This window comes from Nocardioides segetis, assembly GCF_051390595.1.
Lineage (GTDB): Bacteria > Actinomycetota > Actinomycetes > Propionibacteriales > Nocardioidaceae > Nocardioides.
Genome location: NZ_JBNINR010000002.1, coordinates 191,045 through 205,169 on the forward strand (window position 1 = coordinate 191,045; position 14,125 = coordinate 205,169).

A 14,125-nucleotide genomic window follows, 5' to 3' on the forward strand; every position below is an offset into this window, starting at 1 on the left:
AGGGGGTGGCCGCCCGCAGGCGGCCACCCCCTCGGGTGTCTCAGCGACTCACTCGGAGTCGGCCGACTCCTCGCCCTCGGTGGTCTCGGCGGCCTCGGCCTCCTCGACCACGGGGATCAGGGACAGCTTGCCGCGGTCGTCGATCTCGGCGATCTCGACCTGCAGCTTCTGGCCCACGGAGACGACGTCCTCGACGTTCTCGACGCGCTTGCCGCCGGCGAGGCCACGCAGCTTGCTGATGTGCAGCAGGCCGTCCTTGCCGGGCATGAGCGCGATGAAGGCGCCGAAGTTGGTCGTCTTGACGACCGTGCCGAGGTAGCGCTCGCCGACCTCGGGCATCGTCGGGTTCGCGATCGCGTTGATCGCGGCCCGGGCCGCCTCGGCCGCCTCACCGTTGGTCGCGCCGATGTAGACCGTGCCGTCGTCCTCGATCGAGATCGAGGCGCCGGTGTCGTCCTGCAGCTGGTTGATGACCTTGCCCTTGGGCCCGATGACCTCGCCGATCTTGTCGACGGGCACCTTGACCGTGATGATCCGCGGGGCGTGGATCGACATCTCCTCGGGAGCGTCGATCGCCTCGCCCATGACCTCGAGGATCGTCAGGCGCGCGTCGCGGGCCTGGGTCAGGGCCGCGGCGAGGACCTCGGCCGGGATGCCGTCGAGCTTCGTGTCGAGCTGGAGCGCGGTGACGAACTCCTTGGTGCCGGCGACCTTGAAGTCCATGTCGCCGAACGCGTCCTCGGCTCCGAGGATGTCGGTCAGTGCGACGTACTCGGTCTTGCCGTCGATCTCGCCGGACACCAGGCCCATCGCGATGCCGGCGACGGGCGCCTTCAGCGGCACGCCGGCCTGCAGCAGCGACAGGGTCGAGGCGCAGACCGAGCCCATCGAGGTCGATCCGTTGGAGCCCATGGCCTCGGAGAGCTGGCGGATGGCGTACGGGAACTCCTCGCGGTTCGGGAGCACCGGCAGCAGCGCCCGACGAGCGAGCGCACCGTGACCGACCTCGCGGCGCTTCGGCGAGCCGACGCGGCCGGTCTCGCCGGTGGAGAACGGCGGGAAGATGTACTTGTGCATGTAGCGCCGGTGGGTCTCCGGCGAGAGGGTGTCGAGCTGCTGCTCCATCTTGAGCATGTCGAGGGTGGTGACGCCCAGGATCTGGGTCTCTCCACGCTCGAACAGCGCGGAGCCGTGGACGCGCGGGATCACGTCGACCTCGGCGTGCAGCGGGCGGATGTCGGCGAGGCCGCGACCGTCGATGCGGACCTTGTCGCGCAGGATGCGCTCGCGCACGACCTGCTTGTTGACCGCGCGGAAGGCCGCCCCGATCTCCTTCTCGCGACCCTCGAAGTCGCCGGCCAGCTTGTCGAGGACCTCGGCCTTGAGGTCGTCGGTGCGGGACTCGCGCTCCTGCTTGTCGCCGATCGACATCGCGGCGGTCAGGTCGGCCTTCGCGGCGGCCTCGACGGCGGCGTAGACGTCGTCCTCGTAGTCGAGGAAGATCGGGAACTCCTGGACCGGCTTCGCGGCCACGTTGGCGAGCTCGACCTGGGCCTCGACGAGCTGCTTGATGAAGGGCTTGGCGGCCTCGAGGCCGCCGGCGACGACCTCCTCGGTCGGCGCGGAGGCGCCGCCACGGACCAGCTCGATGGTCTGCTCGGTGGCCTCGGCCTCGACCATCATGATCGCGACGTCGCCGCTCTCGGTGACCCGGCCGGCGACGACCATGTCGAAGACGGCCTTCTCCAGCTGGCTGTGGGTCGGGAACGCGACCCACTGGCCGTCGATGAGGGCGACGCGGGTGGCACCGACCGGGCCGCTGAACGGCAGGCCGGAGAGCTGGGTGGACAGCGATGCGGCGTTGATCGCCAGCACGTCGTACGGCGTGTCGGGGTTGAGCGCCATCACGGTGATGACGACCTGGACCTCGTTGCGCAGACCCTTCTTGAAGGTCGGGCGCAGCGGGCGGTCGATGAGGCGGCAGGCCAGGATCGCGTCCTCGCCCGGACGACCCTCGGAGCGGAAGAACGAGCCGGGGATCCGGCCCGCGGCGTACATCCGCTCCTCGACGTCGATGGTCAGGGGGAAGAAGTCGAAGTGGTCCTTCGGGTGCTTGCCGGCCGTGGTGGCCGAGAGCAGCATGGTGTCGCCGTCGAGGTAGGCGCTCACCGATCCGGCGGCCTGGCGGGCGAGGACGCCCGTCTCGAACTTGACGGTGCGGGTGCCGAACTTGCCGTTGTCGAGAACGGTCTCGACCTCGGAGATGACGGGTTCAGTCAACGTTTGACTCTTTCGTTCGCGGTGCGATCCGCGACGCCCGCGTCCGTTGGCCGATCTTCGATCGAAGCCCGCCCTGCGCGCTGCGCAGGGAGAGCTACTACCGAGGATCGGGCCCGTGAGAGACGCGGATCGCTCCAGTGGGTGTGTCTTCAGTTGTTGCTAGGGCTGAATGTAGCGAAGGGACCCACCGGTGTGGTGGATCCCTTCGCTTCGAGTCAGCGGCGCAGGCCGAGGCGCTCGACGATCGAGCGGTAGCGCTCGATCTCGGTCTTCTTCAGGTAGTTGAGAAGACGACGGCGCTGGCCGACGAGGAGCAGCAGGCCACGACGGCTGTGGTGGTCGTGCTTGTGCTGCTTGAGGTGCTCGGTCAGGTGGCTGATCCGGTGGCTCAGGAGCGCGATCTGGACCTCGGGCGAACCGGTGTCACCCTCGGTGGTGGCGTACTCCGCGATGATCTTCTTCTTGGTCTCAGCGTCGGTACCGACTGCCATGGGAACTCCCTGTTCGCTCGTTGCGCGGCGCCCCAGCCTGAAATCCTGGAGCTCTCTTGATCCGCGGCCGTTCTGACGGCAACCGCACAAGGCTAACAGTGGGGCCCGGACCCGGCCGAATCGCTGACGCTGACACATCCGGCCGGGTCGGCCCGTCGAACAGGATGACGGGCGAGCGACAGGAGGACCTGGATGAGGGCCGGCGAGCAGGCGGAGTTCGAGGAGTTCGTGCGCGTACGCTCGAGCGAGCTGCTGCGGGCCGCCTGGCTGCTGACGGGCAGCCGGCCGGCAGCCGAGGATCTCCTCCAGGAGACGCTGCTGCGGGTGCTCACCCGGTGGTCGCGGGTACGCCGGGCCGACAACCCGGTCGCCTACGCCCGCACCATCCTGGTCCGCCGCTATGTGGACTCGACCCGCCGGCGCAGCGCCGGCGAGCGGCCCGGGCTGCCCGACGACCCACGCCCGGCCGTCTCCGAGGAGCCCGATGTCGCGCTCCGGCACACCCTCGTCGCCGCGCTCCGCGAGCTGGCACCGGTGGACCGGGCGGTGGTCGTGCAGCGCTACCTGCTGGACCAGGACGTGGCCGGCGTCGCCGCCGACCTGGGCCTGACCGGCCAGGCGGTCCGCAGCCGCAGCACCCGGGCGCTCGCCCGGCTACGGCATCTGCTCGATCCCGACCTCGCGGGAGCCACCCCCGCCCGACCTGACAAGGAGCTGCCATGACCACCACGACCGAGGACCGGTTCGCGGCCCTGGCCCGGGCCGCGATGGCCGACGTGCACGCCGACGAGGCGCTGCTGGACTCCGTGCTGCGCAGCGCGCGGCGGCGCCGCGACCGACGCCGCGCGACACTTGCCGCCGGGGGGATCGCCGCCGCCGCGGTCCTCACCACGACGCTGATGGCCGGCGGTCCGCGGCCGGTCGCCGACGACGCCGGCGTGGCAACGCCCGCCTCCCGCCCCACCGCCCCGGTCACCGCGGCCGCCCTCCGGCCGCCCACGCCCGACGAGCTCGACGCCCGGCTGCGAGCCGCCCTCCCCGGCCCCAGCACGTCCCTGCCGGTCACCCCGACCCCGGGCCGGGCCGAGGTCCGGCGTGCCTACGACGGCGGCACGGTCACCGCTCTGGCCTATGACGGCTTCGAGATGTTCGACGGCGGACTACCCGCCGAGAACCACTGCGACCGGGTGTCCGGCTCCCCCGGGCCGACCGGCTGCACCGAGACCGCCGACGGGTGGGCGGTCTCGTCCGTCAGCCGGCCCGACGTCGACGGGGTCGACCCACGCGCCCGACTCGCCCGGGTGACCTACTTCCGCCGCGACGGCCTGGTCATCGACCTGACCGCCACCGGCTCGGGGGCGCCGGTGCTGTCCCGCGACGAGCTGGTCGCGCTGGCCACGACCGCCGACTGGTTCCCCGCGTCCTAGTGTCGCGTCTCAGAAGTTGTTGCTCGGTTGGCGTGCCTAGGGTGCGTGCATCGCAAGGCGCCGGCGCGCAGCCATACCGGGTCGTCTTGCAAGCGTCGGCAACGCCGCGAGGTGCGTGCCCTGGGTGCGCGAAGCGTTCAAGAACTTCTGAGACGCGGCACTAGCCCGACGCTGTGCGACGATGCCCAGATGGAGCCACGACAGGTCCGACAGCAGGTCGCCGTGTGCAACCTGTGCGAGGCCACGTGCGGCCTGCTGCTGACCATCGAGCGCACCGACAGTGTCGAGCGCGTGACCGGGGTCCGCGGCAACCCCGACGACCCGCTCTCGCGGGGCCACGTCTGCCCCAAGGGCGTGGCGATCGGCGACATCCACGCCGACCCCGACCGGCTGCGCCGCCCGGTCCGCCGCGTCGGCGACGGCGACGCGGCCCGCTGGGAGGAGATCGGCTGGGACGAGGCGCTCGACCTGGTCGCCGACGGCCTCGCCGCGGCGGTGAACGAGCACGGCGAGGACGCACTGGCGATCTACCTCGGCAACCCCAACGTGCACAGCCTGGGCGCGATGACCCACGGCGTGGCGTTGGCCCAGTCGTTCCGCACCCGCAACAAGTTCAGCGCGACCTCGGTCGACCAGCTGCCCCACCAGCTGATCGGCCACCTCCTCTACGGCCACCAGCTGCTGCTGCCCGTGCCCGACATCGACCGGACGTCGTACTTCCTGGTCTTCGGCGCCAACCCGATGGCGTCGAACGGCTCCCTCATGACGGTGCCCGACTTCCCGGCCCGGCTGCGCGAGCTGCGCGGCCGCGGCGGCCGGATGGTCGTGCTCGACCCACGCCGCACCGAGACCGCGAAGGCGGCCGACGAGCACCACTTCGTGCGGCCCGGCACCGACGCGTGGGTCCTGCTCGCGCTGCTGCACGTGCTGTTCGCCGAGGGCCTGACCCGCCCGCCGTCGTACGTCGACGGGCTGGCGCGCGTCGAGGAGCTGGTCGCGCCCTTCACGCCCGAGCTCGCCGAGCAGGCCAGCGGCGTGCCGGCCGACGAGGTACGCCGCATCGCCCGGGAGTTCGCCGCCGCGGACGGTGCGGCCGCCTACGGCCGGATCGGGGTCTCGACCCAGGAGTTCGGGACCGTGTGCCAGTGGGCGATCCAGCTGGCCAACCTGGTCACCGGCAACCTGGACCGGGAGGGTGGCGTGCTGCTGACCACCCCGGCGATCGACGCGGTCGGGCGGGGCCTGATCGGGAGGGGCCACCACGACCGGTACCGCTCGCGCGTGCGGGAGGTGCCCGAGTTCGGTGGCGAACTGCCGGTGTCGGTGCTGCGCGAGGAGATCGAGACGCCCGGTGACGGGCAGGTGCGGGCGCTGCTCACCGTCGCCGGCAACCCGGTGCTGTCGACACCCGACGGCGCGGCGCTCGACCGCGCGATCCGCGGCCTGGACTTCTATGCCGCGATCGACCTCTACATCAACGAGACGACCCGGCACGCCGACGTCATCCTGCCGCCGACGACGCTGCTGGAGCGCGACCACTACGACCTCGTCTTCCATCTGCTGGCCGTGCGCAACACGGCGCGGTTCACCCCCGCGGTGTTCGCCAAGGGACGCGACCAGCGCCACGACTGGGAGATCTTCCGCGACCTCTACCTGCGGGTGACCCGCCGCCGACGCCGGAAGCCGCCGCTGAAGCGCCGGATCGTGGCCGAGGCGCGGATGCGGATGAGCCCGACCTTCCTGATCGGGATGCTGCTGCGCTCGGGCCGCTCGCAGACGACCCTCACCGAGCTGCGCCGGCACCCGGAGGGCGTCGACCTCGGGCCGCTGCGGGCCGGCCAGCTGCCCGGCCGGCTGCGGACCCGGGGCCAGCGGATCGACACGGTCCCCGCACTCGTCGCCGAGGACGTCGCCCGCCTACGCGAGCGTGCGCTCCCCCGGGACGGCGAGCTGCTGCTCATCGGTCGACGACACCAGCGCGACTGCAACTCCTGGATGCACAACACCGACCGGCTCACCCGGGGGCGGGCACGCCACCAGCTGCTCATGCACCCGGTCGACCTCGACGCCCGCGGTCTGCGCGACGGCGCGACGGTCACCGTCCGGTCGCGGGTCGGCGAGGTGCAGGTCGAGGTCAGCGCCACCGAGGACGTGATGCCGGGAGTGGTCTCGCTCCCCCACGGCTACGGTCACGGCCGCGACGGCACCCGGCTGGGCGTCGCGGCCGGGGTCGCCGGCGTCTCGATCAACGACCTCACCGACCCCGAGCGGCTCGACGTGTCGGGCAACGCCGCACTGTCCGGCGTACCGGTCACGGTGGGGCCGTGGACCTGACCGTCCCACCGGGTCCTGGTCTGCCCCGGGGCCTGGTCATCCCCGACGGCGAGCTGGTGGAGCGCTTCTCCCGCTCGCCGGGGCCGGGCGGCCAGTCGGTCAACACGACCGACACCCGCGTCGAGCTGGTCTGGGACCCGGCGGCCTCCTCCGTGCTCGACGAGCCGCAGCGCACCCGGCTCACCGGCCGCCACGCCGGGCCGCTCGTCGTCGTCGCCCACGAGCACCGCTCGCAGCACCGCAACCGCGCGGCCGCCCGTGAGCGCCTCGCGGCTCGCGTGCGCGAGCTGCTCGCTCCCCCGCCACCGCCCCGGCGCCCGACGAAGCCGACCCGCGGATCGAAGGAGCGCCGCCTGGAGGCCAAACGGCAGCGCGGGCAGACCAAGCAGCTGCGCGGCCGGGTCCAGGACTGAGCAGAGGACCCCACCGGCGTGCCTCGCTACCCCGGCCGAGTCGCCCTGCTTCCCAGGGTCGCGCAGAGCAGGTCCGCATACCGTGCCCGGTCGGCGCGGATCGCGACGGAGGCCCGGCCCCGCGCGTCGTCGACCTCCGCGGCGAACCGCGTGGCGCCGTACGTCGCCGGGTCGGCGCGCTCGACCCGCACCTGCGCACGCAACGTGGTGAGCAGCCCCGGATCGACCAGGGCGGCCACGGCGAGCGGGTCGTGCAGCGGCGCCGCGCCGAGCGCGGCCATGGCGGGATCCCGGCGGTACCAGGCGATCCTGGCGTCGAGGAGGTCGGCGGCCGTGGCGGCGGCAGGTGTCCCGAGGGAGCGCAGCCGGGCCGCGTCGGCGGCGGTGAGCGGCGCGGAGAAGGTGGCGTCCATGGTCACCAGCAGCACGTCGCGGACGGGCGCGGCGAGCACGTCGGCGGCGGCCTCCGGGTCGCACCACACGTTCCGCTCGGCGTACGGCGTCACGCCGGCCTGCCGATGGCAGCCGCCCAGCACGACGAGCCGTCCCATGGAGCCGGCGACGCGCCGGTCGGCGGCGAGCGCGGCCGCGATGTTCGTCAGCGGGCCGGTGGCGACGACGGCGACCGGCTCGACGGCCGCGCGCAGCGTCTCCACCAGCCACTCGACCGCGTCGCTCCCCGCGCTCGACGACGGGGCCGGCAGGTTGAGAGTCGACGGCAGGTCCGCCCGGCCGCTGGGGAGCGGCTCGATCCGCGGCCGGACGGGGGCGTTGCGGCCCGGGTGCACGCCGACGTCGCCGCGGCCGACCAGGTCGAGCACCCGCAGCGTGTTGTCGGTCGTGTGGCGCACGTCGTGGTTGCCCCACACGGTGGTCACGCCGAGCAGGTCGAGATCGGGGTGCAGGGTGGCCAGCAGGATCGCCACGGCGTCGTCGGTGCCGGTGTCGCAGTCGAGGACGACCGGAGTCACGCGCCGTCCCCGTCGCGAAGGCCGCGGTACGCCGCCCGAGCCTCGACCGCCTGCTCCAGCTCACGGATCACCACGGTGAAGAACTGCTTGCGGTAGAGCTCGTCGGTGACGGCGTACACGGTGAAGTAGAGCCCGCTGAACGCGGCCAGGAAGGTCGAGACCCGCAGCAGCTCGAGGCTGAGCCTGTCGCCGAGCCAGTCGCCGACGGGGCCGTCCGGTGGGTGCAGCGCCCCGCCGGTCCACTGACTCACGACCGACGGCTCCATCGCCACGACGCCGAAGACGATGAAGAAGGCGAACACCGCCAGCGCCAGGAGCAGCACCTGGACCGCCTGGGCGACGAGCAGCACCAACAGCAGGTTGACCCGCTCCAGGCCGCGCAGGCCCGCGTCGACGGTGTCCAGCTCCTCGGGGAGCCGGGAGAGCAGGAAGCCCACCGCGATCGCCGCGAACAGCAGGACGGCCACCCACAGCACGCCGCCGTCGAGGCTGGCGGCGACCTGCCACACCTCGGCGTTGATGAACAGGAAGGTGATGAACAGCAGCAGCAACGGCAGCGCCCGGGTGACCAGCGGCAGGACCAGGCCGAAGGAGCGCAGGGTCCGCCGCACCGCCCAGCCCACGATCAGCCAGGCCCGCAGCGTCGCCACGGCGTAGGCGGCGGCGACGATGCCCGCGACGGTCAGGCCGCCTCCCAGGCCGGCGGCCGCGCCGAGCCCGGCCCCCACGCCGCAGCCACCGGCCACCCCCAGCACGACGGCCACCGCGAGGACGCCGAGGAGGCGACCGCGTCCCAGCCCGCGCGCCACGCCGGCCCGGACGTCGTCGACGAAGTAGGGCAGCCCGTGCTCGACGAACCAGCCCTCGGCGACGGCGACGTCGTCCTGCGCACGGGTCATGGGCAGCCCGTCAGTCGGCCAGGATCGTCCGCGCCCGGTCGACGTCGTCGGCCATCGCGGTGAGCAGGTCCTCGACCGAGTCGAAGCGCACCATGCCGCGCAGCCGGTCGACGAAGGCGACCTCGACCTCCCGGCCGTAGAGCTCGAGGTCGGTGCGGTCGAGGACGTAGGACTCGACCCGGCGCTCGCGCTCTCCGGCGAAGGTGGGGTTGGTGCCGACGCTGATCGCGGCCGGGTACGTCGTCCCGGCGTCCGGTCCGTCGCGCAGGGTGAGCCGGCCGGCGTAGACGCCGTCGGCGGGTGCGGCGGCGCCGGCCCGGACCGGGACGTTGGCGGTCGGGTAGCCGAGCTCGCGTCCGCGCTTGTCGCCCTCGATGACGACGCCCGTGACCGTGAAGAGCCGGCCGAGCGCCTCCGCCGCGCCGCTGACGTCGCCCGCGGCCAGGCACGTGCGCACGTAGGTCGAGGACCACACCTGCGGACCGCCGTCGAGGCTGACCTCCTCCAGCACGAAGTCGTGCTCGGCACCGGCGGCGCGCAGCAGGTTGCAGTCGCCCGCGGCGCGGTTGCCGAAGCGGAAGTTGGCGCCGACGACGACGGCCCGGGCGTGGAGCGTGTCGAGCAGGATGCGGTCGATGAACTCCCCCGGCGTCCAGGCCGCGATGTCGCGCGAGAACGGGATCACGAGCACGTCATCGATGCCGGCCTCGCCCAGCAGCCGGAGCCGCTGCTCGATGGTCGTGAGGGTGGGTGGCGCGTGCTCGGGACGCAGGACCGCGATCGGATGGGGGTCGAAGGTCACCGCGACGACGCCGTCGATCGGTGTCGTCGCCTCGACCTCGGCCGCCACCTCGCGCGCGCGCCGGATGACGTGCTGGTGGCCGAGGTGCATGCCGTCGAAGTTCCCGATCGTCACGACCGTGCGACCGAGATCGCGGGGCACGTCGGAGAAGTCACGCCACACTCGCACGGCGGCAACTCTCCCACATCGGTGGATCCAGGCGAAGGGCGAGGGATCAACCGACGAACACGGCCGCCGGGCGGGCGGCTCCGCCCTCGGGGCGATAGAGCGCGAGGAACTCGCCGTCCGGCGCGTACAGCCCGGTGAGTGCGTCGATCGCGAGCGGCAGCGGCCGGCCGTAGCGGACAGCCTGCGCCTGGCCGGCGTCGAGGTCGATCGCCGGGAAGGTCGCGCGCGCGGCATCGGCCAGCGGCGTCACCCGCACCTCGTCGAGGTCGGTGACGGCGGCGTCGAGCGTGAACGGCCCGACGGCGGTACGACGCAGCGCCGTCAGGTGCCCGCCGACCCCGAGCGCGGCGCCGACGTCACGGGCGATGGCCCGGATGTAGGTGCCGCTGGAGCAGCGCACGGCGATGTCGACGTCCAGCCAGTCCCCCACGACCCGCTGGTCGTGGACCCGCAGCTCGTGGACGGTCACCGGACGGGCGCGCAGCTCGACCTGCTCACCGTCGCGCACCCGCTGGTAGGCACGCTTGCCGTCGACCTTGATCGCGCTGACGGCCGTCGGCACCTGCAGGATCTCACCGACCTGCGCCTCGAACGCGGCCAGGACCGCCTCCGGCGCGAGACCTCCGGCCGGCGCGTCGGCGACGACCTCGCCCTCCGCGTCGTCGGTGGACGTGGACCTGCCCAGGCGCACCGTGGCGTCGTACGCCTTCTCGGTGAGCATGAGGTGGCCGAGCAGGCGGGTGGCCCGCTCGACTCCGAGGACGAGCACGCCGGTCGCCATGGGGTCGAGCGTGCCGGCGTGGCCGACCTTGCGGGTGCCCACCGCCCGGCGTACCCGGGACACGACGGCATGCGAGGTCATGCCGGCGGGCTTGTCGACGACGACGAGACCCGACGGCACGCCGGTCGCGGTCACGCGCCGTCCTCGGCCTCTTCGTCGGGCTCCGCCTCACGCGGCTTCTTGTAGGGGTCGGCCTCGCCGGCCGGCTGCGCTCCCGCCCGGGCGGCGGCGACGGCCGCGTCGGCCTCGCGGGCGCGCGCCAGCAGCTCGTCGAGGTGGCGCGCGTTCTCGGGGACGCCGTCGAACTCGAAGGCGAGCGTCGGGACGTGCCGCATCCCCAGCTGCTTGCCGACCTCGGAGCGCAGCACGCCCTTGGCCGACTCCAGCGCGGTCGCGGTCGCCTGCTGGTCGGCGTGCTCCCCGAGGACGGTGTAGTAGATGGTGGCGTTCTGGGCGTCGCCGGTGAGGCGGACCTCGGTCACGGTGACGAAGCCGAGCCGCGGGTCCTTGATCCGCCGCTCGAGCATCTCGGCGACGATCACCTGGATCCGGTCGGCGATCTTGCGTACCCGCGGACTGGCCATGAGTCGTTCCTCCTTTGTCACCGACCCGTCGCATCTGAACGCGGGAATCGGTTCGACCCGTCGCATCTGAACGCACTGCGCGTTCAGATGCGACGGCTCGGTGATTGTCAGCTCCGGGGGATCTCCTTCATCTCGAAGGCCTCGACGATGTCGCCCTCCTTGATGTCCTGGAAGTTCTTGAGCACGAGACCGCACTCGAAGCCCTCCCGGACCTCCGACGCGTCGTCCTTCTCCCGCTTGAGCGAGGCAAGGTCGAGGTTGTCGGCGATGACCGCACCGTCGCGGAGCACACGGACCTTCGCGTTGCGCCGGATGACGCCGTCGATGACCATGCAGCCGGCGATGTTGCCGATCTTGGACGAGCGGAAGATCGCGCGGATCTCCGCCTGGCCGAGGGTCTGCTCCTCGAACTCGGGCTTGAGCATGCCCTTGAGCGCGGCCTCGATCTCCTCGATCGCCTGGTAGATGACCGAGTAGTAGCGGATCTCGACGCCTTCCTTCTCGGCCATCTGCCCCGCCTTGCCCTGCGGGCGGACGTTGAAGCCGATGATGATGGCGTCGGACGCGGCGGCGAGGTCGACATTGGTCTCGGTGATCGCGCCGACGCCGCGGTCGATGACCCGGAGGCTGACCTCCTCGCCCACGTCGATCTGCGCCAGGGCGTCCTCGAGCGCCTCGACCGAACCGGACACGTCGCCCTTGAGGATGAGGTTGAGCTCCTGGCTCTCGCCCTTCTCCATGGAGGCCATGAAGTCCTCGAGGGTACGACGCACGCGCCGCTTGGCCTGCATGGCCGCGCGCTCGCGCGCCTCGCGCTTCTCGGCGATCTGGCGGGCCATCCGGTCGTCCTCGACCACGATGAAGTTCTGACCCGCGCCCGGGACGGACGACAGGCCGAGCACCATCGCGGGCCGGGCCGGGTCGGCCTCGGTCAGCTCGTTGCCGTGCTCGTCGAGCATGGCGCGGACCCGACCGTGGGCCGGACCGGCGACGATCGAGTCGCCGACCCGCAGCGTGCCGCGCTGGACCAGGATCGTCGCGACCGGGCCGCGACCGCGGTCGAGGTGCGCCTCGACCACGAGGCCCTGCGCGTCCTGCACCGGGTTGGCCCGCAGGTCCAGGGACGCGTCGGCCGTGAGGACGACCGCCTCGAGCAGCTTGTCGAGGTTGAGTCCCGCCTTGGCGGACACGTCGACGAACATCGCGTCGCCGCCGTACTCCTCGGGCACCAGGCCGTACTCGGAGAGCTGGCCCCGGACCTTGGTCGGGTCCGCGGTCTCCTTGTCGATCTTGTTGACTGCGACCACGATCGGCACGTTGGCCGCCTTGGCGTGGTTGAGCGCCTCGACCGTCTGCGGCATGACGCCGTCGTCGGCCGCGACCACCAAGATGGCGATGTCGGTCGCCTGGGCACCACGGGCACGCATGGCGGTGAACGCCTCGTGACCCGGGGTGTCGATGAAGGTGATCCGGCGGTCCTCGCCGTCGACGTCGGTGTGGACCTGGTAGGCACCGATGTGCTGGGTGATGCCACCGGCCTCGCCCTCGACGACGTTGGCGTTGCGCAGCGCGTCGAGGAGCTTGGTCTTTCCGTGGTCGACGTGACCCATGACGGTGACGACCGGCGGGCGGACGACCAGGTCGTCCTCGCTGCCCTCGTCGGCACCGAACTCGATGTCGAACGACTCGAGCAGCTCACGGTCCTCGTCCTCCGGGGAGACGACCTCGACGTTGTAGTTGAGCTCCTCACCGAGCAGCTCCAGCGTCTCGTCGCCCACCGACTGCGTGGCCGTGACCATCTCGCCGAGGTGGAAGAGCATCTGCACGAGCGAGGCTGCGTCGACGCCGATCTTCTCGGCGAAGTCGGTCAGCGACGAGCCACGCGCCAGACGCACCGTCTCGCCGTTGCCCTTGCGGACCCGCATGCCGCCGATCGTCGGGGCCTCCATGGCCTCGAACTCCTGGCGACGCGCCCGCTTCGACTTGCGACCACGACGGGCCGGACCGCCCGGGCGACCGAAGGCACCCTGGGTCTGGCCGCGCTGACCCGGACGACCGCCGCCACCGGGACGACCACCGCCACCGGGGCCGAAGCCGCCGGGGCCGCGACCACCGGGCGCACCGGCACCCGCGCCGGCGCCACCGCGGCCGGGCGCGCCGGCCCGACCGGGACCACCCGGGCCACGGCCACCGGGACCGGGACGACCGGGGCCACCCGGGCCACGGCCACCGGGGCCGCCCTGGCCGAACGAGCCGGCCGACTTCGGCATCATGGCCGGGTTGGGACGCGGCATGCCGGGACGACCGCCGCCGGCGGACGCCGGCGGACGCGGGCCGGCCGGACCGGCCTCGCCCTCGCGCGGCGGCGGGGCGGGGCGCCGCCCCATGCCCTGGCTGGGCGCGAACGGGTTGTTGCCCGGGCGCGGCGTACCGCCGGGCTTGCCGACCGGACGCGGCGCCGGGGCCGGAGCCTTCGGCGTCGGCGGCTTCGGCGCGGCCGGCTTGGCCGGAGCCTCGGGCGCGGCCGGGGCCGCCGCGGCGGCGGGCTTCTCCGCAGCCGGCTCGGCCGGGGTCTCGGGCACCTCCGGCGCCTCGGGCGCCGCGGGAGCCTTGGCGGGGCCGGGGCGCGGGCCCGGCTTGGGGCCGCCCGGCTTGGGGGCCGGGGTCTCGGCCGCGGGGGCCTCGGCGGGCGCGGACGCCGCGGCGGCCGGGGCCTCCGGGGCGGGCGCGGCCTTCTTGGCCGGGGCCTTGGGAGCCGGCTTCGCCGCGTCGCCCGCCTCGCCGGCGGGCTTCATCTTGGCGAGGAGCTCGGCTCCGTAGGTCGCCTCGAACTTCTTGACGGCAGGAAGCTCGATGCTCGAGGACGCTGTCTTGGCGAACTCTCCGATGTCACTCAGCATCTTGAGCGCATCGGCGCTCTTGATGCCGTACTGCTTCGCGAGTTCGGAAACTCGGGTCTTGGCCACGGTTCTCCT

12 protein-coding genes are annotated in these 14,125 nt (G+C 72.8%); 4 read left to right on the forward strand and 8 right to left on the reverse strand.

What is annotated here, in order from left to right; genetic code table 11:
- Positions 1–48: 48 nt before the first annotated feature.
- Entirely contained in the window at positions 49–2,280 is a 2,232-nt protein-coding gene (locus ACPZVR_RS04580) for a polyribonucleotide nucleotidyltransferase (RefSeq protein ID WP_436698392.1), read from the reverse strand.
- A gap of 215 nt (positions 2,281–2,495) precedes the next feature.
- Positions 2,496–2,771 (reverse strand): 30S ribosomal protein S15, encoded by a 276-nt coding sequence (gene rpsO / locus ACPZVR_RS04585; protein ID WP_036542197.1) that lies wholly within the window; start codon positions 2,769–2,771, stop codon positions 2,496–2,498.
- 192 nt (positions 2,772–2,963) lie between these two features.
- Between rpsO and ACPZVR_RS04590 the strand changes: the two genes are divergently transcribed.
- The 4 genes from ACPZVR_RS04590 to arfB all read left to right on the forward strand — a co-directional run bounded on the left by ACPZVR_RS04590 (position 2,964) and on the right by arfB (position 6,945).
- Positions 2,964–3,494 carry a SigE family RNA polymerase sigma factor gene (locus ACPZVR_RS04590; protein ID WP_436698393.1) on the forward strand — a complete coding sequence of 177 codons (531 nt, stop codon included), beginning with the start codon at positions 2,964–2,966 and terminating at the stop codon, positions 3,492–3,494.
- Positions 3,491–4,198, forward strand: a complete 708-nt coding sequence (locus ACPZVR_RS04595; protein WP_436698394.1) for a hypothetical protein — start codon at positions 3,491–3,493, stop codon at positions 4,196–4,198. Before ACPZVR_RS04590 ends, ACPZVR_RS04595 begins: the two co-directional genes overlap by 4 nt.
- A 189-nt stretch (positions 4,199–4,387) precedes the next feature.
- Positions 4,388–6,532, forward strand: coding sequence for a molybdopterin-dependent oxidoreductase (locus ACPZVR_RS04600; RefSeq protein WP_436698395.1), 2,145 nt, complete (start codon positions 4,388–4,390; stop codon positions 6,530–6,532).
- A complete protein-coding gene (arfB, locus tag ACPZVR_RS04605) occupies positions 6,523–6,945 on the forward strand; it encodes an alternative ribosome rescue aminoacyl-tRNA hydrolase ArfB (protein ID WP_436698396.1) in 423 nt (140 codons plus the stop codon). The genes ACPZVR_RS04600 and arfB overlap by 10 nt, the downstream gene beginning before the upstream one ends.
- A 26-nt stretch (positions 6,946–6,971) precedes the next feature.
- On the opposite strand, the gene ACPZVR_RS04610 is transcribed toward arfB, so the two are convergent.
- From ACPZVR_RS04610 to infB, 6 genes are all read right to left on the reverse strand, one after another.
- Entirely contained in the window at positions 6,972–7,916 is a 945-nt protein-coding gene (locus ACPZVR_RS04610; protein WP_436698397.1) for a nucleoside hydrolase, read from the reverse strand.
- The gene (locus ACPZVR_RS04615; RefSeq protein ID WP_436698398.1) at positions 7,913–8,815 is read right to left on the reverse strand and encodes a hypothetical protein; all 903 of its coding nucleotides are present in this window, start codon (positions 8,813–8,815) and stop codon (positions 7,913–7,915) included. The genes ACPZVR_RS04610 and ACPZVR_RS04615 overlap by 4 nt, the downstream gene beginning before the upstream one ends.
- A 10-nt stretch (positions 8,816–8,825) precedes the next feature.
- On the reverse strand, positions 8,826–9,785 hold the full coding sequence (locus ACPZVR_RS04620) for a bifunctional riboflavin kinase/FAD synthetase (protein ID WP_436698399.1): 960 nt from the start codon (positions 9,783–9,785) through the stop codon (positions 8,826–8,828).
- A 46-nt stretch (positions 9,786–9,831) separates the two neighbouring features.
- Entirely contained in the window at positions 9,832–10,701 is an 870-nt protein-coding gene (truB, locus tag ACPZVR_RS04625; RefSeq protein ID WP_436698400.1) for a tRNA pseudouridine(55) synthase TruB, read from the reverse strand.
- Complete coding sequence (gene rbfA / locus ACPZVR_RS04630) at positions 10,698–11,150, reverse strand: 30S ribosome-binding factor RbfA (RefSeq protein WP_436698401.1); 453 nt, start codon at positions 11,148–11,150, stop codon at positions 10,698–10,700. Before rbfA ends, truB begins: the two co-directional genes overlap by 4 nt.
- Before the next feature lie 107 nt (positions 11,151–11,257).
- A complete protein-coding gene (gene infB, locus ACPZVR_RS04635) occupies positions 11,258–14,116 on the reverse strand; it encodes a translation initiation factor IF-2 (RefSeq protein ID WP_436698402.1) in 2,859 nt (952 codons plus the stop codon).
- Positions 14,117–14,125: the final 9 nt, after the last annotated feature.